Source organism: Streptomyces sp. NBC_01803 (genome assembly GCF_035917415.1).
Taxonomy (GTDB): domain Bacteria; phylum Actinomycetota; class Actinomycetes; order Streptomycetales; family Streptomycetaceae; genus Streptomyces.
Map to the genome: position 1 here is coordinate 3,544,564 of NZ_CP109073.1, position 23,148 is coordinate 3,567,711.

The 23,148-nt window shown below is 72.3% G+C and carries 26 protein-coding genes, 2 pseudogenes and 1 riboswitch; of the genes and pseudogenes, 15 read left to right on the forward strand and 13 right to left on the reverse strand.

What is annotated here, in order from left to right:
* Nucleotides 1-22: 22 nt before the first annotated feature.
* The 3 genes from OIE51_RS16000 (at nt 23) to OIE51_RS16005 (ending at nt 1,022) form a co-directional block, all read left to right on the forward strand.
* Nucleotides 23-583, forward strand: coding sequence for a TetR/AcrR family transcriptional regulator (locus OIE51_RS16000; RefSeq protein WP_326598365.1), 561 nt, complete (start codon nt 23-25; stop codon nt 581-583).
* A gap of 126 nt (nt 584-709) precedes the next feature.
* The gene (locus OIE51_RS26985; RefSeq protein WP_442811936.1) at nt 710-841 is read left to right on the forward strand and encodes a hypothetical protein; all 132 of its coding nucleotides are present in this window, start codon (nt 710-712) and stop codon (nt 839-841) included.
* Nucleotides 813-1,022, forward strand: coding sequence for a DUF6009 family protein (locus tag OIE51_RS16005; protein WP_326598366.1), 210 nt, complete (start codon nt 813-815; stop codon nt 1,020-1,022). Before OIE51_RS26985 ends, OIE51_RS16005 begins: the two co-directional genes overlap by 29 nt.
* A gap of 140 nt (nt 1,023-1,162) precedes the next feature.
* Here the strand turns inward: OIE51_RS16005 and lpdA are convergent, their stop codons facing one another.
* The 9 genes and pseudogenes from lpdA to rpmB all read right to left on the reverse strand — a co-directional run bounded on the left by lpdA (nt 1,163) and on the right by rpmB (nt 9,145).
* Nucleotides 1,163-2,572, reverse strand: a complete 1,410-nt coding sequence (gene lpdA, locus OIE51_RS16010) for a dihydrolipoyl dehydrogenase (protein WP_326598367.1) — start codon at nt 2,570-2,572, stop codon at nt 1,163-1,165.
* A gap of 82 nt (nt 2,573-2,654) precedes the next feature.
* On the reverse strand, nt 2,655-3,029 hold the full coding sequence (gene crcB, locus OIE51_RS16015; RefSeq protein ID WP_326598368.1) for a fluoride efflux transporter CrcB: 375 nt from the start codon (nt 3,027-3,029) through the stop codon (nt 2,655-2,657).
* Nucleotides 3,026-3,379: a DUF190 domain-containing protein gene (locus tag OIE51_RS16020; protein ID WP_326598369.1), complete on the reverse strand. Its 354-nt coding sequence runs from the start codon at nt 3,377-3,379 to the stop codon at nt 3,026-3,028. The genes crcB (OIE51_RS16015) and OIE51_RS16020 overlap by 4 nt, the downstream gene beginning before the upstream one ends.
* Nucleotides 3,376-3,828, reverse strand: coding sequence for a fluoride efflux transporter CrcB (gene crcB / locus OIE51_RS16025; protein WP_326598371.1), 453 nt, complete (start codon nt 3,826-3,828; stop codon nt 3,376-3,378). The genes OIE51_RS16020 and crcB (OIE51_RS16025) overlap by 4 nt, the downstream gene beginning before the upstream one ends.
* Before the next feature lie 300 nt (nt 3,829-4,128).
* Nucleotides 4,129-5,124 (reverse strand): annotated as a pseudogene (locus OIE51_RS16030) (rod shape-determining protein); the annotation flags it as partial.
* A 101-nt stretch (nt 5,125-5,225) separates the two neighbouring features.
* Entirely contained in the window at nt 5,226-7,205 is a 1,980-nt protein-coding gene (locus tag OIE51_RS16035; RefSeq protein ID WP_326598373.1) for an ABC transporter ATP-binding protein, read from the reverse strand.
* Between the two features lie 332 nt (nt 7,206-7,537).
* Entirely contained in the window at nt 7,538-8,488 is a 951-nt protein-coding gene (locus tag OIE51_RS16040) for a DUF3048 domain-containing protein (RefSeq protein ID WP_326598374.1), read from the reverse strand.
* A 115-nt stretch (nt 8,489-8,603) separates the two neighbouring features.
* Nucleotides 8,604-8,909, reverse strand: a complete 306-nt coding sequence (gene rpsN, locus OIE51_RS16045) for a 30S ribosomal protein S14 (RefSeq protein WP_326598375.1) — start codon at nt 8,907-8,909, stop codon at nt 8,604-8,606.
* Nucleotides 8,909-9,145 (reverse strand): 50S ribosomal protein L28, encoded by a 237-nt coding sequence (gene rpmB, locus OIE51_RS16050; protein ID WP_326598376.1) that lies wholly within the window; start codon nt 9,143-9,145, stop codon nt 8,909-8,911. The genes rpsN and rpmB overlap by 1 nt, the downstream gene beginning before the upstream one ends.
* Before the next feature lie 52 nt (nt 9,146-9,197).
* Between rpmB and rpmG the strand changes: the two genes are divergently transcribed.
* The 4 genes from rpmG to OIE51_RS16070 all read left to right on the forward strand — a co-directional run bounded on the left by rpmG (nt 9,198) and on the right by OIE51_RS16070 (nt 11,344).
* Nucleotides 9,198-9,362, forward strand: coding sequence for a 50S ribosomal protein L33 (rpmG, locus tag OIE51_RS16055; protein WP_326598377.1), 165 nt, complete (start codon nt 9,198-9,200; stop codon nt 9,360-9,362).
* Between the two features lie 26 nt (nt 9,363-9,388).
* Nucleotides 9,389-9,661 carry a type B 50S ribosomal protein L31 gene (locus OIE51_RS16060; RefSeq protein ID WP_326598378.1) on the forward strand — a complete coding sequence of 91 codons (273 nt, stop codon included), beginning with the start codon at nt 9,389-9,391 and terminating at the stop codon, nt 9,659-9,661.
* Nucleotides 9,661-10,839 (forward strand): CobW family GTP-binding protein, encoded by a 1,179-nt coding sequence (locus OIE51_RS16065; RefSeq protein ID WP_326598379.1) that lies wholly within the window; start codon nt 9,661-9,663, stop codon nt 10,837-10,839. Before OIE51_RS16060 ends, OIE51_RS16065 begins: the two co-directional genes overlap by 1 nt.
* Nucleotides 10,840-11,107: 268 nt before the next feature.
* Nucleotides 11,108-11,344: a DUF397 domain-containing protein gene (locus OIE51_RS16070; protein ID WP_326598380.1), complete on the forward strand. Its 237-nt coding sequence runs from the start codon at nt 11,108-11,110 to the stop codon at nt 11,342-11,344.
* Here the strand turns inward: OIE51_RS16070 and OIE51_RS16075 are convergent.
* On the reverse strand, nt 11,341-11,829 hold the full coding sequence (locus OIE51_RS16075) for an ATP-binding protein (RefSeq protein WP_326598381.1): 489 nt from the start codon (nt 11,827-11,829) through the stop codon (nt 11,341-11,343). The genes OIE51_RS16070 and OIE51_RS16075 overlap by 4 nt on opposite strands.
* A 295-nt stretch (nt 11,830-12,124) precedes the next feature.
* Between OIE51_RS16075 and OIE51_RS16080 the strand changes: the two genes are divergently transcribed.
* Together OIE51_RS16080 and OIE51_RS16085 are read left to right on the forward strand one after the other, a co-directional pair.
* Nucleotides 12,125-13,018 (forward strand): helix-turn-helix domain-containing protein, encoded by an 894-nt coding sequence (locus OIE51_RS16080; RefSeq protein ID WP_326598382.1) that lies wholly within the window; start codon nt 12,125-12,127, stop codon nt 13,016-13,018.
* Between the two features lie 45 nt (nt 13,019-13,063).
* Complete coding sequence (locus OIE51_RS16085) at nt 13,064-14,521, forward strand: aldehyde dehydrogenase family protein (RefSeq protein WP_326600653.1); 1,458 nt, start codon at nt 13,064-13,066, stop codon at nt 14,519-14,521.
* 260 nt (nt 14,522-14,781) lie between these two features.
* Here OIE51_RS16085 and OIE51_RS16090 read toward each other — a convergent pair whose 3' ends face one another.
* Nucleotides 14,782-15,393 (reverse strand): PadR family transcriptional regulator, encoded by a 612-nt coding sequence (locus OIE51_RS16090; RefSeq protein ID WP_326598383.1) that lies wholly within the window; start codon nt 15,391-15,393, stop codon nt 14,782-14,784.
* A gap of 175 nt (nt 15,394-15,568) precedes the next feature.
* Between OIE51_RS16090 and OIE51_RS16095 the strand changes: the two genes are divergently transcribed.
* The 4 genes and pseudogenes from OIE51_RS16095 (at nt 15,569) to OIE51_RS16110 (ending at nt 19,429) form a co-directional block, all read left to right on the forward strand.
* Entirely contained in the window at nt 15,569-16,540 is a 972-nt protein-coding gene (locus OIE51_RS16095) for an ATP-binding cassette domain-containing protein (protein ID WP_326598384.1), read from the forward strand.
* Nucleotides 16,540-17,355: an ABC transporter permease gene (locus tag OIE51_RS16100; RefSeq protein ID WP_326598385.1), complete on the forward strand. Its 816-nt coding sequence runs from the start codon at nt 16,540-16,542 to the stop codon at nt 17,353-17,355. The genes OIE51_RS16095 and OIE51_RS16100 overlap by 1 nt, the downstream gene beginning before the upstream one ends.
* Nucleotides 17,356-17,418: 63 nt before the next feature.
* A pseudogene (locus tag OIE51_RS16105) lies at nt 17,419-17,723 on the forward strand (MerR family transcriptional regulator); the annotation flags it as partial.
* A gap of 71 nt (nt 17,724-17,794) precedes the next feature.
* Nucleotides 17,795-19,429, forward strand: a complete 1,635-nt coding sequence (locus OIE51_RS16110; RefSeq protein ID WP_326598387.1) for a threonine/serine ThrE exporter family protein — start codon at nt 17,795-17,797, stop codon at nt 19,427-19,429.
* A 70-nt stretch (nt 19,430-19,499) separates the two neighbouring features.
* Here OIE51_RS16110 and OIE51_RS16115 read toward each other — a convergent pair whose 3' ends face one another.
* Both OIE51_RS16115 and OIE51_RS16120 read right to left on the reverse strand, forming a co-directional pair.
* A complete protein-coding gene (locus OIE51_RS16115) occupies nt 19,500-19,814 on the reverse strand; it encodes a DMT family transporter (protein ID WP_326598389.1) in 315 nt (104 codons plus the stop codon).
* 9 nt (nt 19,815-19,823) lie between these two features.
* A riboswitch (guanidine-III (ykkC-III) riboswitch) is annotated at nt 19,824-19,887 on the reverse strand.
* A gap of 30 nt (nt 19,888-19,917) precedes the next feature.
* Nucleotides 19,918-20,412 carry an inorganic diphosphatase gene (locus OIE51_RS16120; RefSeq protein ID WP_326598390.1) on the reverse strand — a complete coding sequence of 165 codons (495 nt, stop codon included), beginning with the start codon at nt 20,410-20,412 and terminating at the stop codon, nt 19,918-19,920.
* A 90-nt stretch (nt 20,413-20,502) separates the two neighbouring features.
* Between OIE51_RS16120 and dacB the strand changes: the two genes are divergently transcribed.
* Together dacB and OIE51_RS16130 are read left to right on the forward strand one after the other, a co-directional pair.
* Nucleotides 20,503-21,915, forward strand: a complete 1,413-nt coding sequence (gene dacB, locus OIE51_RS16125; RefSeq protein WP_326598391.1) for a D-alanyl-D-alanine carboxypeptidase/D-alanyl-D-alanine endopeptidase — start codon at nt 20,503-20,505, stop codon at nt 21,913-21,915.
* Nucleotides 21,916-21,980: 65 nt separating this feature from the next.
* A complete protein-coding gene (locus tag OIE51_RS16130) occupies nt 21,981-23,111 on the forward strand; it encodes a zinc-dependent metalloprotease (RefSeq protein WP_326598392.1) in 1,131 nt (376 codons plus the stop codon).
* Nucleotides 23,112-23,148: the final 37 nt, after the last annotated feature.

A 23,148-nucleotide genomic window follows, 5' to 3' on the forward strand; every position in this document is an offset into this window, starting at 1 on the left:
GTGCTTTCTCCCCGGGGGCCCCATGCCGAGAACCGCCCGCCTGACCCGCGACGACTGGGCCGCCGCCGCCCTCGACGCCCTCGCCGAGGGCGGCCCGCCGGCCGTCGCCGTCGAGCCGGTCGCCGCCCGCCTCGGCGCCTCGAAGTCCAGCTTCTACTGGCTGTTCGACAACCGTCAGGCCCTGCTCGCCGCCGCTCTGGAACGCTGGGAGCGCGTCCAGACCGACGAGATCCTCCCCTGGCTGGCCGCTCTGCCCCCGGCCGAACGCCTCCGCCGCCTGGTCCACCACGCCTTCGCGGACACCACCGGCCGGGGCGACCTGGCCCTGCGCCTGCTGACGGAATCCGCCGACCCGCTGGTACGCGAGGTCACCGAGCGCGTCACCGAGCGCCGCCTCGCCGTCCTGGAATCGGCCTTCACCGCACTCGGCCATCCCCCGGAGGCGGCCCGCCACTACGCGATGGCCGGCTACTCCGCCTACCTCGGCGCGGCGGCCCTCCGCCACACCCCCAGCGCCCCGGCCGACCCGGCCGCCTACATCGACACGATCCTGAGGGCCTTCGGCGTCCCGGCCGAGGACTGATGCCTCGCCCGTGCGCGGGAGGCCCAGGCGCGCCTTCGGATCGCCGACTCATGACTTTTGGGAGGGGCAGTGCAGGAAGACCGATCGGCTCTGGAGCACGAGGAAACGATCGCTTGGACGGAGGGCGTGAGCGCATTCGACTACGTGCGCCAGTCCGTGAATCGATCATCTGCCTCCCGCACTCGGCCCGTCTCCTGGGCCCGGGGTGGGACGGCGGGTCGGTTGTGCGGTGCTCCGAGCGGACGCGCCCAGCGGTGAGGTACCCGGCACGTTCGCCCGTCGAGTCTTCTGGGTGAAGGATCACGACCGCTCCGAACAGCCGAATGGCTTGTACAAGACCTCGGCGCCGAGTGAGGCCGTAGATCCTCGGACGGTCGAACCGGGTGCCTGGGGACAGCTGACAGAGCGGGCGTGGGGCTCCCCGTTCCCAGAGGAATAACGATCGTCCGGGGCCGTCTCTGGGCCGTCCGGGGACGGCCCGGGACGACCGACGACGACCGACGACGACCAATGACAACCGGAACGGCCCGCCCCCGTGCTGGTCGGGAGCGGGCCTTCCAAGGCCGTTTCAGCCGATGGTCACATGTTGATCATGTGGCCGGCCAGGCCGTGGATCGCTTCCTTCACCGCCTCGCCCAGCGTCGGGTGGGCGTGCACGTTGCGGGCCACCTCGTGGACCGTCAGGTCCCACTGCTGGGCCAGCGTCAGCTCAGGCAGCAGCTCCGTCACCTCGGGGCCGATCAGGTGGGCGCCGAGCAGCTCGCCGTGGCGGTTGTCGCTGATCACCTTCACGAAGCCCGACGGCTGGCCGAGGCCGTGGGCCTTGCCGTTGGCCGTGAAGGGGAACTTGGCGACCTTCACGTCGAAGCCCCGCTCCCGGGCCTGCGCCTCCGTCAGGCCGAAGCTGGCGATCTGCGGCTGGCAGTACGTGGCGCGAGGGATCATCACGTAGTCCAGCTCCATCGTCTCCGCGTCGGCGATCGTCTCGGCCGCCACGACACCCATCGACTCGGCGGCGTGCGCCAGCATCAGCTTGGCCGTCACGTCGCCGATGGCGAAGATGTGCGGAACGTTGGTCCGGCAGCGGCCGTCCACGGCGATCGCGTCGCGCTCGGTGAGCTGGACGCCCGTGTTCTCCAGGCCGTAGCCGGTCACCCGGGGCGCGAAGCCGATGGCCTGCATCACCTTGTCGGCCTCCAGCACCCGCTGCTGGCCCTTGCCGTCGGTCACCGTCACCCGCACCGGCGACGACGGGTCGGAGTCGTCGATCCCGTCCACCCGGGTGGAGGTGAGGACCTCGATGCCCAGCTTGCGGTACTGGCGGGCCAGTTCCTTGGCGACCTCGACGTCCTCCAGCGGCACCATCCGGTCCAGGAACTCGACGATGGTCACCTTCACGCCGTAGTTGTGCAGCACGTACGCGAACTCGACGCCGATCGCCCCGGCCCCCGCGATGATGACGCTGCCCGGGAGCGTGTCGGTCATGATCTGCTCCTCGTACGTCACGACGCGGTCGCTGAGCGCGGTGCCGGGGAGCAGGCGGGTGGTGGCGCCCGCCGCGATGACGCAGTGGTCGAACGTGACCGTCTCGGTCCCGCCGGCCGTCAGCGCCACCTGGAGGGTGTGCGGGTCGGTGAACGTGCCGCGGCCGTCGTACTCGGTGATGCCGTTCTTCTTCATCAGGTAGTGCACGCCGTTGACGCGGCCCTCGGCCACCTTCCGGCTGCGCGCGTACGCCTCGCCGTAGTCGAAGCTGACCTCGCCCTCGACGCGGATGCCGAACGTCTTGCGCTCATGCGTGAACAGGTGAGCCAGCTCGGCGTTGCGCAGCAGCGCCTTGGAGGGGATGCATCCCACGTTCAGGCACACACCGCCCCAGTACTTCTCCTCGACGACCGCGGTCCGCAGGCCGAGCTGGGTGGCCCGGACGGCCGCGGTGTAGCCCCCGGGGCCCGCGCCCAGGACGACGACGTCGTAGTGCGTGCTCATGAACTCTCACGCCTTCTTTCCCGATGACAGACATTTCGCCTTGCGCGTCCCATGACATCACGGTCGGCGGCCGGCCGAACCGTCAGCCCCACACCGCTCCGGCCAGCGCGACCCCCGCGAACGTCGCGCCCAGCCCGGCCCCGGCGCCGACCAGGGCGTTGACGGCGGCGAGCCGGCGGGCGCCGCCCTCGGCCAGCCGCAACGTCTCGTAGGAGAACGTGGAGTACGTGGTCAACGCGCCGCACAGGCCGGTGCCGACGAGCTGCCGCAGCCCGGCCGGGGCCGCGCCCGCCGTGACCGCCCCGGTGAGCAGGCCGATGAGGACGCAGCCAGTCACGTTGACGGTGAACGTCCCCCACGGGAAGACCGTGCCGTGCCGCGCGTTCACCGCACGGTCGGTCAGGTAGCGCAGCACCGCGCCCGCCATCCCGCCGACGACCACCAGCAACCAGCTCACCAGCGGATCACCTCGACCTCCTCCAGGGTGGCCAGGCCGATCCCGGCGTCCGCGAGCTCGGCCAGCTCGGGCAGGAACGCGCGGATCCGTTCCCCGGCGTCCACGATCACCACCGCGACCGGCAGGCCCTCGCTCAACGACAGCAGCCTGGCGGTGTGCACGCGCCAGGAGCCGCCGAATCCCTCGACGCCCCGGAAGACGCTCGCCCCGGCGAGCCCGGCCCGGTGTGCCCGGTGGACGATCTCGGCGGCCAGCGGGCGGTGGTGCCAGGTGTCCGTCTCCGTCATATGGAGCGTCAGCCGCACCGCCGTGACCTCAGCCGTGACCTCAGTCGTCACCTCAGCCGTCATGAGAGCCTCCGGGGGACGAGCAGCCGGCGGGTCGCGGCGGACGCGAGCCACACCGCCGCGAGCGCCGCCGCCAGGGTCCCGGCGAGGTAGACCAGCGCCGGGGCCGCGCGGCCGGCGGACAGCAGCCGTTCGGTGTCCTGGGTATAGGTGGAGAACGTGGTGAACCCGCCGAGCACGCCGGTGCCGAGGAACGGCCGCACCAGCCGGTGCGCCGGGCGGCGGCCCTCGGTGACCGTGACCATCAGCACGCCGATCAGCGCGCAGCCGACGGCGTTGACGGCCAGCGTGGTCCAGGGGAACGCGTGGGCCGGGACCGGCCACAGCCGCAGCGCGCCGTACCGGGCGGCGCTGCCGAGCCCGCCGCCCAGTGCCACGGCGGCCAGTACCGGGACCTGCCCGTGCCCCGTCGGCGACGGTCGCCTCCGGGGCACGGGATCGGGTTCGCTCATGGCCGGGCATCGTACGCGCGCCCGGCCGCCGGCGCCGTCAGCGGATCAGGACCGGGCCGCTTCCGGTGCGGCGAACTCCCCGGACCCTGTGACGGGCTCGGCGACGGGGTCGGGACCGGCCACCGCGACGGCACCGGTGTCGGCGTCCGTGAACGGGTCGTCGTACAGCCCCGGCAGCGGCTCGGGCGGCGGCTCATGCGCCGCGGCGGCGGCAGCGGCAGCGGCCCGGCGGCCCCGGCCCGGCCGGAGCGAGGACTTTCCCGCCGGCTTTCCCGAGGGCCGCGCGCCCGGCCTGGCCGGCGGCCTGACCCGCCCCTCCAGCAGCGCGCCCAGTCCCTGCACGGCGCACAGGCCCGGCTGGTCCGCGACGTTCACCGGCATCCCGGTGTTGTCGCGGACGGTGGTGACGAGTCCCGGCAGCTCCGCCGCGCCGCCGGTCAGCATGACGCCCCGGTCGGCGAGGTCCGCGACCAGGTCGGGTGGGCAGCGGTGCAGCACGCCCCGGATCGCGTCGAGCAGCGCGGTGAACGGCGGCAGCACGGCGGCCCGCAGGCTCTCCGGGTCCACCTTCACGGTGCGGGCCAGCCCGGTGGCCACGTCGCGGCCGTTCACTTCGGTGATCTCGGGGAAGTCCCCGGCCAGCGCGGCGTGCAGCGGGCGGACGGCCTGGCTGGGCAGCACCAGCTCGTGGTGGTTGCGCAGGTGCTGGACAAGGGCGCGGTCGAACGTCTCGCCGCCCATCTGTACCTTGTCGGCGGCGACGATCTCTCCGAGCGACAGCACCGCGACCTGGGTGGTCGCGGCGCCGACCTGCACGATCAGCGTGGCCTCCGGCTCGTCCACCGGCAGGCCGGAGCCGATACCGGCGGTGATGACGCTGTCCACCAGCTCGACACGGCGGGCGCCGAGCCCCACCAGGGTCTCCAGCGAGGCCCGGCGGGCCAGTGGGTCGGCGTCGTGCGGGATGCACACGGCGGCGCGCAGCAGCGGCTTGAAGCGCCACATGCGGCGCAGCTTCGTGCCGACCATGGCGCGGAGCATGCGCTGGGCCATTTCGATGTCGACGACCGTGCCGCCGTTGATGGGCCGGATGACGCGGATGTTGGCGGGCGTGCGCCCGGCCATCCGCTCCGCCGGGGTGCCGCACGCGATCAGAGCGCCGGTCGTGATGTTCACGGCCACCACGGACGGCTCGTCGACGATCAGGCCGTGCTGCTTGACATAGACGCGGGTACGGGCGGCACCGAGGTCCACGGCTACGGTGCAGCGGCGAAGATGATCAAGGCTGAGGGTCATACTGATCATGTTGTGTGCCCGCGACCCGGGACGCCCGCCGGAGTGCGCCGACCGGGGGTAGTGTCCGGCGCACGTCACCCGACGGGACGTCAGCCGGGGTGTCAGGAGGCGGGCACGGCCGGCCCCACGGGCTGTGCGACCGGCTCTCCGGCCGGCCCTCCGGCGGTCCCGTCCGCCGCCTCCGCCGCCTCGTCCTCCTCCGGCCCGTCCGCCGCCTCCTCCGCCGTGTCGAACTGCGTCCGGTACAGCTCCTCGTACCGCCCGCCGACCGCCAGCAGCTCCTCGTGCGTGCCGCGTTCGACGATCCGGCCGGCCTCGACCACCAGGATCTGGTCGGCCGCCCGCACCGTGGAGAGCCGGTGCGCGATGACCACCGAGGTGCGCCCGGCCAGGGCCTCGGCCAGCGCCTCCTGCACGGATGCCTCCGAGGTGGCGTCCAGGTGCGCGGTCGCCTCGTCCAGGATCACCACCCGGGGCTGGGCCAGCAGCAGCCTGGCGATCGTCAGCCGCTGCCGCTCGCCGCCCGAGAGGCGGTAGCCGCGCTCGCCGACGACCGTGTCCAGGCCGTCCGGCAGCCCGGCGACCAGCGCGTCGAGGCGGGCCCGGCACAGCACGTCCCACAGCTCGTCCTCGGTCGCCTCCGGCCGGGCCAGCAGCAGGTTGGCGCGGATCGTGTCGTGGAAGAGGTGCCCGTCCTGGGTGACCAGGCCCAGCGTCCGGCGCAGTGACTCGGCCGTCAGCTCCCGCACGTCCACTCCGCCCACCCGCACGGCGCCGGCGTCGGCGTCGTAGAGGCGCGGCACGAGCTGGGCGATGGTGGACTTCCCGGCACCCGAGGAGCCGACCAGCGCGACGAGGTGGCCCGGCTCCGCGCGGAACGAGACGCCGTGCAGCACTTGCTCGCCGCCGCGGGTGTCCAGCGTGGCGACCTCCTCCAGGGAGGCCAGCGAGACCTTGTCGGCGGCCGGGTAGGCGAAGTCGACGGCGTCGAACTCGACCGACACCGGCCCCTCGGGCACCGCGCGGGCGTCCGGCCGCTCCTCGATCAGCGGCTTCAGGTCCAGCACCTCGAACACCCGCTGGAAGCTGACCAGCGCGCTCATCACCTCGACGCGGGCGCTGGCGAGCGCCGTCAGCGGGGCGTAGAGGCGGGTGAGCAGCATGGCCAGGGCGACGACGGCGCCGGAGTCGAGGCTGCCGCGCAGCGCGTAGAAGCCGCCGAGGCCGTAGACGAGGGCGAGCGCGAGGGCGGAGACCAGCGTGAGCGCGGTGACGAACACCATCTGGAGCATGGCGGTGCGCACGCCGATGTCCCGCACCCGTGCGGCCCGCAGGGCGAACTCGGCGGACTCCTCGGCCGGCCGGCCGTACAGCTTGACCAGCGTGGCGCCCGGCGCGGAGAAACGCTCGGTCATCTGGGTGGACATGATGGCGTTGTGGTTGGCGGCCTCGCGGGAGAGCCGGGCCAGCCGGGCGCCCGTCCGGCGGGCGGGCAGCACGAAGACCGGCAGCAGGACCAGCGCCAGCAGCGTGATCTGCCAGCTGATGCTGAGCATCACCCCCAGGGTGAGCAGGAGCATCACCACGTTGCTCAGCACGCCGGAGAGGGTGCCGGAGAACGCGCGCTGGGCGCCGATCACGTCCGAGTTGAGGCGGCTGACCAGGGCGCCCGTCCTGGTTCTGGTGAAGAACGCGATCGGCATCCGCTGCACGTGGTCGTAGACCGTGGTCCGCAGGTCGAAGATCAGCCCCTCCCCTATACGCGCCGACAGCCAGCGGGCGAGCAGCCCGATCCCGGCCTCGGCGACGGCGATGGCGGCGATCAGCAGCGCCAGGACGACGACCGTGCGCTCGGCGGCGTCGTCGACGATCGCGTCCACCACCCGGCCCGCGAGGACCGGCGTGGCGACGGCGAGCAGGGCGGTGACGACGCTGAGCACCAGGAACGTGACGAGCGAGGCCCGGTGCGGCTGGGCGAAACGGGCGATACGGCGGAACGTCTCGCGGGTGAAGGGGCGTTGGTCGTCCTTCGCATGGCGGGCGTTGTACAGCGCGTGCCAGGCGGTCATCTCCATGCTCATGGGAGGAAGCCTAGAAGCTCAACATTACTTGAAGTCAAGCGTCGCCCAGGGGCGCACGGCCGGGCCGGACGGCCGCCGTGAGGGAGTCGGGTCATGCGGTACATCATGGACGGCACCACTGACAACGGCGCCCCCCGCGAGGTGATCGTCGACGCGGGGGAGCGCGGCACCGTCGCGTCTCAGGCGCGGCCACGGTCCCGCGGAGCGCGGGCACCGCGAAACGGCCGCCTGCCGGCGTTTCCACGCCGATCAGCCAGCCACCCATGGTTCGTTCCGCCTCCCCGCGAAAACGCATCTTCTCGCGGGCGCCGGACCGAGACCACGTGGTGGGCTCAGCCGCTCTTCTCGGCGAGCACCACCCACACCGGGCCCGGCGCGAACCGCATCGGGTCGCCGTCCGGCGTCGTGAACTCGGTGCCGTCCTCCTCGCCCGACCGCTCCCACTCGGCCGGGAACGCCTGCCCGTCGCGCAGCACCGTGGCGTCGCCGGAGCCGACCGTCTCGGTGTAGGGCGTGAAGTTTCCCAGCACGTCGTGGTATTGGGACTGCCGGATCGTCACCTCCTGGACGACGACCGTCGCCGCGCCCACGTCGGTGGCCGTGCCGTCCATGGCGACCATCCACCGCTTCTCGTCGGCGGACCAGGTGAAGGAGAACCCGGCGGCGGGGAAGCTGACGTCGTACCGCTCGGTGGGCTCGCCCCCGCCCGGCGCGTCCCCGAAGCGGAAGCCGATGTCCGACGCCTCGCTCGCGTCGGGCGCCGCGTCCAGCACCTGCTGGGGCTTGACGTAGAGGTTGTACGGGGCCTCCCGCGCGTCGTCGCGCACATAGGCGTCGGGCACCGCGTCCGGCGACTCCGCGAAGAGCGGGGCGTCCGCGATCAGCGGCTTCAGCTTCGTCTGCACCCCGGAGTACGCCAGGGCCGGCTCCCCGAACTGCCGCAGCAGCTCAAGATCCGACTCGCGCGCGCTGCGCACCGGCCCGGTGAGATCGGGGAGGTGGCTGGAGAACACCGCCATCAGCCGGCTGCTGCCGCCCTCCACCTGTTCGACATAGACGATGTCGGCCTGGTCGAGCCCGGTGTGCGGTCGGGCGTCCGGCGAGTTGTCGATCTTGACCGCGAGCACCGGACCGCTCTCCGCCTCCTCGCCGGTGAACGGCGACACGTCCGCCCGGTCGGCCGAGCCGCCGCCCCGGTCCCCGTTGTCGCCATCGTTCCCGCACCCGGTCACCAGCGCTCCGAGCGCCAGGACCACGGCGAAGGTTCGTATGTTCCCAGCCACCTCAATCACCCCAATAGCCCCTTTTGTCCACCATGCACCAGTGCACCATGGATCGACGCGCCACGCTTCTCGCGGGAGTGATGCCCGCTCACGGGCCCGCCGCTCAGGGCCGGGGTCACCAGCTCGACTTGCGCACCCCCGGCAGGAATCCGGCGTGCGCCTGGCGCCTGAGGTTGACCCGGGAGAGCCCGAACGCGCGCAGGTGCCCGCGTGGGCGGCCGTCGACGCTGTCCCGGTTGCGCACCCTGGTCGCGCTGGCGTCCCGGGGCTGGCGCCGCAGCTCCCGCCACGCGGCCTCCCGCTCGGCCTCGGGCGTCCGCGGGGCGCGGATCAGCGCCTTCAGCTCCGCCCGTCGCGCGGCGTACCGCGCGACGATCTCCTCGCGCCGCTCGTTCTTCGCGATCTTGCTCTTCTTGGCCATCAGACCCGGCCTCCCCGCGCGCGAACGCGGGCGACGGCCGCCTCGACGCCGATGGCGTCGACCGTCTTGATCCCCTTGGCGCTGAGCGTGAGCCGCACGTACCGGCCCTCGCTGGGCAGCCAGTACCGCTTGCGCTGGATGTTGGGGTCGAAGCGGCGCGAGGTGCGCACGTGCGAGTGGGAGATGGTCTTGCCGAAGCGGGGCTGTCGGCCGGTGAGCTGGCAGTGGGCGGCCACGATGTGATCCTTCCCTTAATGAAAATGGTTCTCGTTTTGGTATAGTAGCGGCATGGCCAGAGACGAGATACGCCCCGTGGTGAAGCTGAGATCCACGGCGGGCACCGGGTACACGTACGTGACCCGCAAGAACCGCAGGAACGATCCCGACCGCCTTGAGCTGCGGAAATACGATCCGGTCGCGCGTCGGCACGTCGTCTTCCGCGAAGAGCGCTGAGGCGCGAGCACGTAAGGAGCACCGCCATGAAGGACGGTATTCACCCGGAGTACCGGCCGGTCGTCTTCCGCGACCGCGCCGCCGGCTTCGCGTTCCTGACCCGGTCCACCGCGACCAGCGACACCACGATCGAGTGGGAGGACGGCAGGACCTACCCGGTGGTCGACGTCGAGACCTCCTCGGCCAGTCACCCCTTCTACACCGGCACCGCGCGCGTGCTGGACACCGCCGGCCGCGTGGAGCGGTTCCAGCGCCGCTATGGCAGGCGTGAGAAGCCCGAGAAGCCCGAGGACCATTGATGGAGCCGTCGCCCACCCCGCGCGCCCCGGCCGCCCCGCTGCCCGTGGTGCTGGTCGGCGGGCTGCACGCCGACGCCCGCCGCACCGCCGTCGCACGGCTGCTGCGGGCCGTGCCGGGCAGCCTCGCCCTCCACCACGACCTGGCCGGGGCCGCCCGGTCGACCGTCACCAGGACCGTGCGCGACGCCGGGGGCACCCTGGGCGCCGACGAGACCCCGCTGGTCAACGACTGCGCCTGCTGCGCGCTCCGCGCCGACCTGGTCCCCGAGCTGATCCGGCTGGCCGATGATGGCGCGTGCCGGCTCGCCGTCGTCGAGCTGTGGGACTCGGTGGAGCCGGCGTCCATGGCCGAGGTGATCGCCGAGCACGGCGCGGACCGCCTCCGCTTGAGCGGTGTGGTGACCGCCGTCGACCCCGCGCTGGTGCTGCCGTATCTGGCGTGCGGTGACGACCTGGCGGAGGTCGGGCTCGCCGCCGCTCCGAGCGACCGGCGGACCGTCGCCGACACCTGGGCCCGGCAGCTCGAATACGCGCCGTTGCTGGCGCTGGCCGAGGGCCCGGAGCCGGCGGACGGGACCGACCACGCGCTGCTTGCCCAGCTCCACCCGACCGCGCGCCGGGTGCGGGCCGGCGATCCCGGATTCGCGCGGCTGGCCACCGCCGGGTTCGACGTGGAGGCCGCGGCGGCCCGGCTGAACCCGGCCACCGCGCAGCTGCCGCAGGAGACCGAGCACGACGGCGTCGGCACGCTGGTCTGGCGGCACCGGCGGCCGTTCCACCCCGGTCGGCTGTACGCCGCGCTGGAGGACCTGACCTGCGGCGCGCCGCGCAGCCGGGGTCGTTTCTGGCTGGCCGACCGCCCGGACACGCTGCTGTCGTGGGACGCGGCGGGTGGAGCGCTCTGCGTGGAGAACACCGGGCCGTGGCTGGCCGCGTTGCCGGACGCCGCCTGGGAGCTGGCCCCGGCCACGCGCCGGGCCGCCGCCGCGCTCGACTGGGATCCGGAGTGCGGCGACCGCGTGCAGCACCTGGTCTTCACGGGCCCTGGCCTGGACGCCGACGCCCTGCGCGCGCTGCTGGCGTCGTGCCTGCTCACCGACGGCGAGTACGCCGCGGGCCGCGCCGCCTGGCGTCGGCTGGCGTCCGCGTTCGACGACCTGCTGGACCCGGTTTCCTGATCAACTTCCGGTTGTTTCCGGGGTGTTCACCGTGGCCGGAGCCGCCTGATTCGCGCCAATTCATTCCCGCCGGGGAACCGGGGAGGGACAAGGCCCGTCTCACAGGTGGCCTGGACCACGTGTGACGGCGTGGCGACACCGCGTCGTGCACGTGCATTGTTCCCGTGCATATGCACGGGAACACCGTTATGATCGTGGACAGTCGGGTCCTATGGCCATATCTATCCGGGACCCCTGTTGCGCCGCACCGCACGACCGGGAGACACCAGTGCCCGACGCTTACAACGGCATCGCCGCACATCTGCTCCGGGATGTCCTGTGGCTCAAGAGCAGCCACAGCAACTCGCAGGGCACGTGCGCCGAGTTCGCCAAGCTTCCCAGCGGAGATGTCGCCGTGCGCAACTCGCGCTTCCCCGAAGGGCCGGCGCTCGTCTACACACCGGCCGAGATGGAGGCTCTACTGCGTGGCGTGAAGGACGGCGAGTTCGACCACCTGATCGGCTAGACGGTTTGGAAGACCGCCCAGACCACCTTGCCATGCCGACCGCCCGTCAGCGGGCGCCAGCCCCAGCCGTCGCTGAAACACTCCACGAGGTGCAGCCCGCGCCCGGACTCGGCCGAGCCGTCCACCGAGCCCAGGCGCGGCGAGGCGTCACTCGGGTCCTGCACGGCGCATATCAACCGCCGTGCGCAGCGCATGAGTTCCAGCTCGACCGTGGACGGCGCCGCCGGCTCGAAGTCCGCCTCCCGGGTGTGCGCGCCATGCCGCAGCGCGTTCGTCACCAGCTCGGAGACGACCAGCGCGACCCCGTCGAACAGCTCGGGCAGCCGCCACCCTTGCAGGGTGTTACGGGTGAAGTCGCGTGCCTGACGCACGGATTCGGGCCGGGGTGGCAGGCCGAGGGTCGCGGTGCTGGACAGCGTTCGCAGGTCGGCAGGCAGGAACTGTCGCCCTAACAGGTCGAGCATGGGCGTTCCGTTGGTCCCCATGGCGCGGCACACTCCTGGCATTGCGGCGGCACTGTCGTCCTCGGCGGCTGACGTCATGGGCAACCACCCCCGTACCCCGCCAACGCCGACGTGATGGTGGCGGGGTTGTACTGCCACGCCGGTGACACGGCGCGTGGAACTCATGCTTCCCAAGGCTTACGGCAAATGCAAGGGCAGATGCACGTGCACGAAAAAATTTGATCGACCGTAATCAACCGCACACCGAACGAAGCACGGAGGTGGCAGACTTCCTTCGGAGAACCGGAGGGTAGTTGAACGTATGAATACTCAGCGGATGGCGGGGGGACTGAGCTCCGGCGCCGCCGGCGGAGCCGTTCCGGGTGGCTCGATGGTGCGCCGCATCCTGCTCGGCTCACAGTTGCGCCGGCTCCGTGAGGCATGCGGAGTGACCCGGGAGGAAGCCGGGTATTCGATCCGGGCGTCCGAGTCGAAGATCAGCAGGATGGAGCTGGGGCGGGTGAGCTTCAAACCGCGGGACGTCGCCGATCTCCTGACCCTGTACGGCGTGACCGACGAGGCCGAGCGCGAGCCGCTGCTCGGCCTCGCGCGTTCCTCGGGCCAGGCCGGCTGGTGGCACAGCTACAGCGACGTGCTGCCGAGTTGGTTCCAGACCTACGTCGGACTGGAGGCCGCCGCCGAGCGGATCGGCACCTATGAGCTCCAGTTCGTCCACGGGTTGCTCCAGACCGAGGACTACGCCCATGCCGTCATGGTCAGCGGCCACCAGGGTCGGCTGCCCAAGCCCGAGGTGGACCGGCGCATCGCGCTGCGCCTCGGCCGCCAGAAGCTGCTGGTCTCGGAGAACGCGCCGCACCTGCACTGCGTCCTGGACGAGGCCGCGCTGCGCCGCTCCTTCGGCGGGCGCCAGGTGATGGACGAACAGCTCCGGATGCTCCTGGAGTTCTCCGAGTACCCCAACATCACCCTCCAGATCGCCGCGTTCGCCAGCGGCGGGCACGTCGCGGAGTCCGGCGCGTTCACCCTGCTGCGCTTCGCCGAGGAAGAACTGCCCGACCTGGTCTACCTGGAACAGCTCACCGGGGCCCTCTACCTCGACAAGCGCGAGGAGGTCGCCGCCTACCAGCGGGTGCTCGACCGGCTGACCCAGGAGACGCTGGACCCGGGAGCGACCCGGAGGCTGCTCACCGAGATTCGTCAAGTTCTTTAAGCCAAAAGGCGGTTGTCGCGCGTAGAATAACGGTCCATGGCTGCGATGGCTTCGTTCTCGGATCTCGCTCTCCAGTACATCGCGGGTGAGTGGCGCCCCGGCCGCGGGTCGTGGGACATCATCGACTTCAACCCCTATACCGGCGACAAGCTGGCCGCCATCACCGTGGCCACGGCCGACGAGGTGGACGAGGCGTACCGGGCGGCCGAGCGCGCGCAGAGCGCCTGGGCACGGACCAACCCCTATGTCCGCAGGCGGGTGTTCGAGCGGGCGATCCGCGTCGTCGAGGAGCGCGAGGCCGAGTTCACCGAGCTGATCGTGGCCGAGCTCGGCGGCACCCACCTCAAGGCGGCCTTCGAGATCGCGCTGGTCAAGGAGATACTGCGGGAGTCCACACACTGGGCCACCCGGACCGAGGGACGCATCCTGCCTTCCCTGACCGACGGCAAGGAGAACCGCGTCTACCGGCTGCCGGTGGGCACCGTCTGCGTGATCTCACCGTTCAACTTCCCGCTCTTCCTGGCCATGAAGTCCGTCGCCCCGGCCCTGGCCCTGGGCAACGCGGTGGTCCTCAAGCCCCATCAGCACTCCCCGATGACGGGCGGGGCGCTGATCGCGCGGATCTTCGAGGCGGCGGGCCTGCCGCCCGGCCTGCTCAACGTCGTCATCACCGACATCGCCGAGATCGGCGACGCGCTCATCGAGCACCCGGTGCCGCGCGTCATCTCCTTCACCGGCTCCGACAAGGTCGGCCGCCACGTCGCCACGGTCGCCGCCGCCGGATTCAAGAGGTGCGTGCTGGAGCTGGGCGGCAACAGCGCGCTGATCGTGCTGGACGACGCCGACGTGGACTACGCGGTGGACGCCGCCGTCTTCAGCCGCTTCATCCACCAGGGGCAGGTGTGCATGGCGGCCAACCGGGTGCTGGTGGACCGCTCGGTGCTGGCCGAGTTCACCGAGAAGTTCACCGCCAGGGTGCGCGCGCTGCGGACCGGCGACCCGGCCGATCCGGAGGTCCAGATCGGCCCGCTCATCAGCCCCGCCCAGGCCGAGTCCGTCACCGCGATGATCGAGGAGGCGGTCCGCGAGGGCGCGACCCCGCTCGTCGGCGGCGCTACGGTGGGCAACGTGGTCCCGCCGACCGTGCTCACCGGCGTCCCCGAGGACTCCACCCTGCTGGCGCGCGAGATCATGGGCCCGGTCGCGCTGCTCATCCCCTTCGACGGCGAGGACGAGGCGGTCCGCCTCGCCAACGCGACGCCCTACGGCCTCAGCGGCGCGGTGCACACGGCCGACACCGAGCGCGGGGTGCGGCTCGCCCAGCGGATCGATACCGGCATGATCCATGTCAACGACTCGACCGTCGCGGACGAGCCCCTGGTCTCCTTCGGCGGGGCGAAGTGCTCGGGCATGGACCGGCTCAACGGCGAGGCCACGGTCGAGGCGTTCACCACGACCAAGACCATCACCATCCAGCACGGCCGTACCACGTTCCCGTTCTAAGCCGACAGGACCTGCCCGAACGGGTTCCCTGATCCCTCCCCCAGTCGCCGGGCTGGAGAAGCCGCCCCGAGGGCGCACCTAGCCGAATGGGTTCTCCATCCCTCCCCCAGCCTGGCGGCTGGGAGGTGCCCCCAGCCGCCGGGCTGGAGAAGCCGCCCGGAGGGAGCATCTAGCCGAATGGGTTCTCCATCCCTCCCCCAGCCTGGCGGCTGGGAGGTGCCCCCAGTCGCCGGGCTGGAGAAGCCGCCCGGAGGGAGCATCTAGCCGAATGGGTTCTCCATCCCGGCGGGGAGCACGTCCATGCTGCGTTCGCCTTCGCCTGCCATCACGTACGCGCCGCTCTCCAGGCGGTCGATCAGGCCGCGCGTCCACTCCGCGCTGCTGTCGGCGTTGTGGATCCACAGCCGCATGATCTCGCCGATGTGGCCCCACTCGGCGGGCGTCGCCTGCGGGGTCCAGTGCTTGAGGACCTCCTCGCGCCAGGCGTCCAGCGCCGCCACGCGCTCCTTCAGCAGGTCGATCGCCTCGGCGCGCGGCAGGTCCACGATGCAGCCGACGCCGCTGGTCAGCACGTCGATGCGCTGGTCGTGGGCGCGCAGCGACTCCCGCAGCAGCTCCAGATAGGTCTCCTCGCCCGCCTCGGTCAGCTCGTACTCGGTGCGCGGCGGGCCGCCGGCCGTGCTCCTGGCGGTGTCATGGGCCAGCAGCAGGCCCTGCTTCGCCATCTGCTTCAGGGCGTGGTAGATCGAGCCCGGTTTGGCGCTCGACCACTCGTGGGCGCCCCAGAACTCCAGATCGTTGCGCACCTGGTAGCCGTGCGCCCGACCGTGCTGGCGCACCGCCCCCAGTACCAGCAGCCGCATGACCGACATCCGCCTTCGCCCTCCTCCGCCAGGCCGCCGGGGATCGGCCCGGTCCGCCGTGAGCAGTGTCTCACCGCCACATTCTAATCAAGTTTGACTAGACGGGGCCGTGCGGCTACCCTCACGCCCCGGACCACTAATCAAATTTGACTAATGCGCCCCGGGGCGCACGGAAGGGGAGCGAGTGGACACAGCGATCCTCGTCGAGGATCTCCGCAAGACATTCGGCAAGGGGAAGGCGGCCAGGGCCGCCCTGAGCGGACTCGACCTCACCATCGCGCGCGGCACCGTGCACGGGGTGCTCGGCCCCAACGGCGCGGGCAAGTCCACCGCCGTCCGTATCCTCACCACCCTGCTGCGCCCCACCGGCGGCCGGGCCGAGGTGGCGGGCGTCGACGTGACGGCCCATCCCGACCGGGTGCGGCGCCGGATCGGGCTCCTCGGCCAGCACGCCGCCCTGGACGAGGAGCTGAGCGGCCGGCAGAACCTGGAGCTGTTCGGCCGCCTCCACCACTTCGGCGGACGCGCCGCCGTCCAGCGGGCCGGTGAGCTGCTCGACCGCTTCGGCCTGGCCGACACCGGGCACAAGCCGGTCCGCCAGTACAGCGGCGGCATGCGGCGCAGGCTCGACCTCGCCGCCGGCCTTCTCACCCGGCCGGAGATCCTCTTCCTGGACGAGCCCACCACGGGCCTCGATCCGCGCGGGCGCACCGAAGTGTGGAACGCCGTCCGCTCGCTGACCGGCGGCGGCACGACCGTGCTTCTCACCACCCAGTACCTGGAGGAGGCCGACCAGCTCGCCGACCGCATCTCCGTGCTCGACGGCGGTCGGCGCATCGCGGAGGGCACCGCCGACGAGCTCAAGTCGGTGGTCGGCGGGGACCGCGTCGACGTCGTCGTGCGCGACGCCGACCGACTCGCCGCCGCCGCGTCCGTCGTCGGCATGGCCGTCCGCGCGGCCGACACCACCACCGACCCCGACCGCCGCCTGATCAGCGCCCCCGTCACCGACCGGATGGCGGCGCTGAGCGAGATCGTCCGAGCCTTGGACGCGGCCGGGATCGTCGCCGAGGACATCGCCCTGCGCCGCCCCACCCTGGACGAGGCGTTTCTCCACCTCACCGACCGCCACACCGAACGGGAGCCCGCCGCCTGATGCCGTCGTCACGGCGCATGACCGCCCACGCCCTGCCCCACTCCGTGACCGACGCCCTCACCATGACCCGGCGCGGCTTCGCCCACTGGGCCCGCCGGCCCGGCCGGTTCGCCGTCGGTCTCGCCTTTCCGGTGATGATGCTGGTGGTGTTCGCCCTCTTCCTCGGCGGTGGCATGGCCGTCGAGGGCGGCGGCGACTACACCGAGTTCCTCGTCCCCGGCATGCTCACGCTCACCATGGCCTTCGGCCTGGAGGGGACGATGATCGAGCTCGCCCAGGACATCAACCGGGGCATCCTCGACCGCTTCCGCTCCATGCCCATCAGCCCTTCCTCGATCCTCGTCGGCCGCAGCCTGCTCGACATGCTGAGCTCGGCCGTGAGCCTGCTGATCATGACCGGCGCGGGCCTGGCCATCGGCTGGCGCTGGCACGGCACCGCCGCCGGAGCCGCCGCCGCTCTCGGCCTGCTGCTCCTGCTGCGGTTCGCGATGCTCTGGGCCGGGATCTACCTGGCTCTGGTCGCGGGCAAGCCGGACCTGGTCCAGGCCGTGCAGATCCTGGTCTGGCCGGTGGCGTTCCTCTCCAACGCCTTCACCTCGCCCGGCACCATGCCGGGCTGGATGGGCGCGATCGCCGACTGGAACCCGATGTCCGCGACGGCCGGCGCGGTCCGGGAGCTGTTCGCCAACCCCGGCTGGACCACCGACTCCTGGGCCGCCGGCCACACCGTGGCGCTGGCCGTCGCCTGGCCGCTGCTGCTGCTCGCCGTCTTCGTCCCGCTGGCCGTGGGACGCTACGCCCGGCTGAGCGACTGACTCGCGCCTCACGCCGCGTGAGGGCTCACCGCGGAGCCGTACGCGACCAGGAAGGAGACGGACGTGAACCACTCGGTCGGCGAGGTCGGCGAGGTCGGCGAGGTCGGCGGCTTCGCCGGAGTGACGGTGCCACCCCGCACCACTACGACGAGATCGGGCCGCTGGTGCCGGGCGAGCGCACGCACGCCGGGCACCGGAAAGTGCAGCGACGCGGACCTGGACCGATCGCCGCGGATCCTCTTCCACCGGTTCTACCGGTTCTACCGGGAGCTAGGGTTCCCGCGGGAGGAGATCGCTGTTTTCCTGGACGATCCGCGCGCGATCCCCGGGAGCACCTCCGGCGGCGGCACGCGCTGCTGACGGACCGTGCGACGCCACACCTGACCGCGCCCGGCGCCCCGGAACGCCGCTCCGAGTGAACAGATGGACAGATGATCCTATGCTCGCGGGGGAGGAGCGGCGAGTGGGAAGGGGCGGATCACAGGTGGCCGGGGACAGCGGACGGCCGGGCGGCGCGGAGCCGGCGGAGCAGGAGCGGGGCTCCGGGTTCGCCGTTCCCCGGGGAATGGAGCCGCCGCTGGGCGGACGGGACCACCCGAGTTCCGAGTTCGCCGTTCCCGAGGGGCTGCGGCTGCCTCCCCGCACCCGCCCGCACAGCGAGTTCACGCCTGCCCAGGGCATCCCGGTGCTGGGACCCGGGATGTTCTGGCAGGACCGGATGCGCAGCCTGGTGCGGCTGCCGCTGGCCGAACGTCCCGCGCCCGAGCCGCCGGCCCGCGCCGAGGACGCGGCCTCGGCCGTGCCCCGGGTGCTGGACCTGACGCTCCGCATCGGGGAGCTGCTGCTGGCCGGCGGCGAGGGGGCGGAGGACGTCGAGGCCGCGATGTTCGGCGTCGTGCACGCCTACGGCCTGGCCCGCTGCGAGGCGACCGTCACGTTCACCCTGCTCTCGATCACCCACCAGCCCTCCCTGGTCGAGGCGCCGGTCTCCCTCAGCCGCACGGTCCGCCGCCGGGGCACCGACTACACCCGGCTCACCGCTGTCTTCCAACTCGTCGACGACATCTCGCGCGGCGAGACGACACTGGAGGACGCCTACGGCCGGCTGGCCACCATCCGGCGCAACCGCCACCCCTTCTCCACCTGGCAGCTCACCATCGCCTCCGGACTGCTGGCCGGCGCCGCCAGCACCCTGGTCGGCGGGAACTGGCAGGTCTTCCTGCTCGCCGCCATCGGCGCGATGCTCGGCGACCGGCTGGCGTGGCTGGCGGCCGGCCGGGGACTGCCGGAGTTCTACCAGTTCGTCGCCGCGGCGATCGCCCCCGCCTTCGTCGGCATGGCCTGGGCGGCGGGCCACACCTCGGGCGCGGACGAGCGACAGGCCGCCGCGATGATCACCGGCGGCCTGTTCGCCCTCATCCCCGGCCGGGCCCTGGTCGCGGGCGTTCAAGACGGCCTCACCGGCTACTACCTCACCGCCTCGGCGCGGCTTCTGGAAGTCGCCTACCTCGGCGTCGGCATCGTCGTCGGCGTGATCGGCGTCCTCTACGTCGGCGAGATCTCGGGCGTGCGGCTCGACCCCGACGTGATCGAACGCGCCACCCGCCCCGGCATCCAGCTCGGCGCCGCGCTGCTGCTCTCGCTCACCTTCTGCGTGCTGCTCCAGCAGCCGCGCCGCACCGTGCTGCCGGCCACACTCAACGGCGGCGTCGCCTGGCTGATATACGGCGCGATGCACGACACGGCGGGCCTGTCGCCCTTCGCCGCGACGGCGGTGGGCGCCGGGATGGTCGGCCTGTTCGGCCAGCTCCAGTCCCGGTACCGGTTCACGTCGTCGCTGCCCTACGTCACCGCCGCGATCGGCCCGCTGCTCCCGGGCGGCGCGGTCTACCTGGGCCTGCTCGGCTTCGCCCAGGGCAACGTGGACGCGGGCGTGGAGAGTCTGCTCACGGCCGTCACTCTCGCCCTGGCCATCGCCATCGGAGTGAACCTCGGCAGCGAGACGGCGCGCCTTTTCATCCGACCCCCGACTCCCACCCCCCGCCGGGGCGCCAAGCGCACCCGCGGCTTCTGACGACGCCTCATCGGCCGGTCCGGCCGCCGGTCCGGCCGCCGGTCCGGCCTACCAACCGGCCGGGAAGGTCTCAGTGGGCCAGCTTCAGGCCGACCACACAGCCGACGATGCCCGCCAGCAGCGCGAGCTTCAGGGCCGACACCGGCTCGCCCTCGAACGCCATCGCCCAGCCGGCCGTCAGCACCGCGCCGACGCCGACCCACACCGCGTAGCCGGTGCCCACGGGCAGCGACCGCAGGGCGTGGGTGAGACCGGTCATGCTGAGGGCCAGCCCGATGCCGAACACCACGCTCGGCACCGGGCGGCTGAACCCCTCGGACTTGTCCAGTGCGGTCGCCCACACGGCTTCCAGCACTCCGGAGATCATCAGAACCACCCAGGCCATCACAGACTCCCCGCGCCGTCTTGTCGTGACTGGGTACGGCGCACCTCGTCCAGGAGCTGGTCGAGCTCTGATCGTCAGGCTCTCACGGGACCACGGGTGTCGCTCAGTGGCTCCCGCCCGCGTCGGCGGCCCGCTTGATCGAGGCTTCGATCTCGGCCTCAGCCTCGGCACGGCCCACCCAGTTGGCGCCCTCGACCGACTTCCCGGGCTCCAGGTCCTTGTAGACCTCGAAGAAGTGCTGGATCTCCAGCCGGTCGAACTCGCTCACATGGTGGATGTCGCGCAGGTGCTCCATCCTCGGGTCGCCGGCCGGCACGCACAGCAGCTTGTCGTCGCCGCCCGCCTCGTCCCGCATCCGGAACATGCCGATCGTGCGGCACTGGATCAGACAGCCGGGGAACGTCGGCTCGTCCAGAAGCACCAGTGCGTCCAGGGGATCGCCGTCCTCGCCCAGCGTGCCGTCCACGAATCCGTAGTCGGCGGGGTAGACAGTCGAGGTGAACAGGTGACGGTCCAGCCGGATCCGCCCGGTCTTGTGGTCCACCTCGTACTTGTTCCGCGAACCCTTCGGAATCTCGATGGTGACGTCGAACTCCACGGGTGACACTCCTTAACCGATCTGTGCACGCGACAGGTGGTTAAGTGTCTCTCACGCAGGTGTCGCGACGCGAAAGGGGCTGGCCTTACAGTGCGCAGGGCAGCGGAATTGCTACGTCGGCACCGCGCGGTCTGGCGGCTCGTCGCCGGCTCGGCCGCCGCGGGACTCGCGGTGGCCACCGGGGCGATCGCGCTGGCCGGCCCCTGGGACGCGGGCCAGCGCACGGCTGAACGCGATGCCGCCGCCGACGCGGAGCGTTACGGCTCCGATGCGGAACGTGTGGGCGTCACTGTACCCGCCGCCGACCCCGTGCTCGCCCCCCTCGACGCCGCCGCCCGCGAGAGCTCGCCCGCCGCCCTCGAACGCGAGCTCGTCCCCCTGCTGGAGAACCCCGCGCTCGGTGACCACGTCACGGCCGCCGTCGTGGACGTCACCACCGGCGCCTCCCTCTACGCCAAGGGCGCCCGCTCCGGCCGCGCGCCCGCCTCCACCGTGAAGCTGATCACCGCCGTCACCGCCCTGCACGCCCTGGGCCCCGACCACCGGCTGACCACCACCGCCGTCCTCGACGCGGAGGAGGACCGGGTGATCCTGGTCGGCGGCGGCGACGTCACCCTCACCGACGACGACCTCCGCGCCCTCGCCGAGCGCACCGCCGAGGCCCTGGCCGACCGCGGCGCTGGCACCGTCCGCGTCGGCTACGACGTCTCCCGGTACGCCCGGGAAGAGGATCACCCCATCGGGGTCAACACCAACATCGCGCCCATCACCCCGCTCCAGATCAACGAGGGCCGCCTGGACGACAGCACCAAGGGCCCGGCCCCCCGCTCCACCGACCCGGCCGCCGACGCCGCCGAGGCGTTCGCCCGGCACCTCGCGGACGCGGGCGTCGACGTGAAGGGCGGCGCCGCCGCCCGCCGCACCGCCCCGGAGGGTGCCGAGCGGCTCGCCCGGCACCGCTCGGCCCCGCTCTCCTCCCTCGTCGAGCGGATGCTGACCAACAGCGACAACGACCTGGCCGAGGCCATCGCCCGCGCTACCGCCGTCGCCACCGGGAACGACGCCGACTTCGACGGCGTCCGCCGCGCCGTCACCGGGCAGCTCGAAGAGCTCGGCCTGCCGCTCGGCGGGGTGCGCGTCGCCGACGCCAGCGGCCTGGACCGCCACGGCCGGATCACCGCCCGACTGCTCACCCAGGCCCTCGCGACCGCCGCCGACCCCGCCCGGCCCGAGCTGCGCGCCATCTTCACCGGCCTGCCGATCGCCGGCTTCAGCGGCACGCTGGCCGGCCGCTTCGACGAGTCGGACGGCGCGGGCGCGGGCCTGGTCCGGGCCAAGACCGGCACCCTGACCGGCGTGAACACCCTGGCCGGCACGGCGATGACCCCGGACGGCCGCGTCCTCGCGTTCGCCTTCATGGCCAACGAGACCACCAACGCGGGCGAGGCCGAGGCCGCCCTCGACGCCGCCGCCACCGCGCTGGCCACCTGCGTCTGCCACTGACCCGGGCGCCGCCCCGCGCGCGGTCCCCTATCCGCTCCGCGCGCGGGCGCCGTACCGTGGACGGCATGACGAGTCTCGGCGGTACGGACCTGGTCGACTGGAATCTGGCGGTGTCCACCGCTGCTCGCATCGCGCGGCCGGGCCCCGAGGTCAGCCGTGACGAGGCGCGCGAGGTCGTCGCCGAGCTGCGCCGCCACGCCCTCGCGGCCGAGCGGCACGTCCGGGAGTTCACCGGTATGGACTCCGGCGCCGCGGACACCCCGGTCCTGGTCGTGGACCGCCCCGGCTGGGTCCGGGCGAACGTGGCGGGGTTCCGCGAGGTGCTGCTGCCGCTGACCGCCAAGATGCGCGAGCGCCGCGCCGCCATGCCCGGCGGCGCCGCGCTCACCGCGATGGGCAGCAAGGTCACCGGCATCGAGGTCGGGATGCTGCTGTCGTTCCTCTCCTCCCGGGTGCTCGGCCAGTACGAGACGTTCGCCCCGCCGAGCCCGGACCTGCCGGGCGGCGACGGCCTCGTCCCGGGCGCCGGCCGACTGCTGCTGGTCGCGCCCAACATCGTCCACGTCGAACGCGAACTCGACGTTCACCCCCACGACTTCAGACTGTGGGTCTGCCTGCACGAGGAGACCCACCGCACGCAGTTCACCGCCGTGCCGTGGCTCCAGGACCACCTCAAGAGCGAGATCCAGGCGTTTCTGCTGGAGGCCGACGTCGATCCCGCCACCCTGCTGGAGCGGTTCCGGCAGGCCGCCCAGTCGATGACCGGGCGCGGCGGTGAGGAGGGGCGCGAGGCCGACCCCGGGCTCGGCATCGTGGACCTGGTGCAGACTCCGCGCCAGCGCGAGATCCTGGATCGCCTCACGGCCGTGATGTCGCTGCTGGAGGGGCATGCCGACTTCGTGATGGACGGCGTCGGGCCCGCCGTCGTGCCGTCGGTGGGGGAGATCCGGGAGAAGTTCACCAAGCGGCGGCAGACGGGCGCCGGGCGGCTGGACCGGGCGCTGCGCAGGCTGCTGGGGATGGACGCCAAGCTCCGCCAGTACCGCGACGGGGAGCGGTTCGTGCGGATGGTGGTCGAGGACGCCGGGATGGCGGGTCTCAACAAGGTGTGGACCTCGCCCAACACCCTGCCGACGAAGGAAGAGATCTCCCACCCGGAGCGCTGGCTCGCCCGGGTGCGGCCCAGTGGGTCCTAGGTTGCCGCATTCCTCCAAAATCACCCGTACGAGGGAC